This window comes from Vibrio sp. 1249-1 (assembly GCF_033340495.1).
Map to the genome: position 1 here is coordinate 1 of NZ_JAWOWJ010000738.1, position 623 is coordinate 623.

At 39.6% G+C, this 623-nt stretch carries 1 protein-coding gene; it reads left to right on the plus strand.

Going from position 1 to position 623, the window contains the following annotated elements:
- The coding region (locus tag R7Z50_RS28645) for a hypothetical protein (protein ID WP_318149900.1) at positions 1-538 on the plus strand (538 nt) is incomplete at its 5' end.
- Between the last annotated feature and the right edge of the window lie 85 nt (positions 539-623).

Genomic DNA, 623 nt, shown 5'->3' on the forward strand with positions numbered 1-623 from the left:
CTATGAGACTGGATATGATCTTATTCATCAGGTCAAAAATGGTTTCATTGAGGGGGGCGGTGCGCTTAGAAAAATCGAAGAGAATCGTTTGTCACGCCAGACAGAAAAAGCTGATAATTTCTCTCAAGATGGCAGCTATCGACGCAATCTAGTAGTGAATGATGAATCGTTTAATGTTCGTTTTAAAGCTAGTTGCGCTACGCCTGAATGCTTAATGAGAAATGCCAATATCGACATGGAAGATGATGCTTTTCAGGATTACATCGAGGCAGCGACACAAGATAAACGTTCGGATGTGATGCAGGTGATCGGTGTTGCTCTTATCGCTAACCCATATCTCAAACCTTTAGAATATGTTGTGTTTGGAGATATAGCCTACGCTGGACTTAAAGATAAAAACCTTGATCCTCTTTGGGCTTATTTAATGGGTAGAGGGGCTTACTATCGCCTACATTTACTTAGCGTGTCTAAGAGAGTGAAAGATACCTCAGAAAATGTTGTAAGTTATTTTTCAGGGAGCGTTTTAAGTAGTGATTGATAAGGTTAAGACGCAAAAGTATGTGAATGTGTCCGATGGTATTAATGCATCTTGCTTAGGGATATGTTTATTCTTTTTTTCTGCG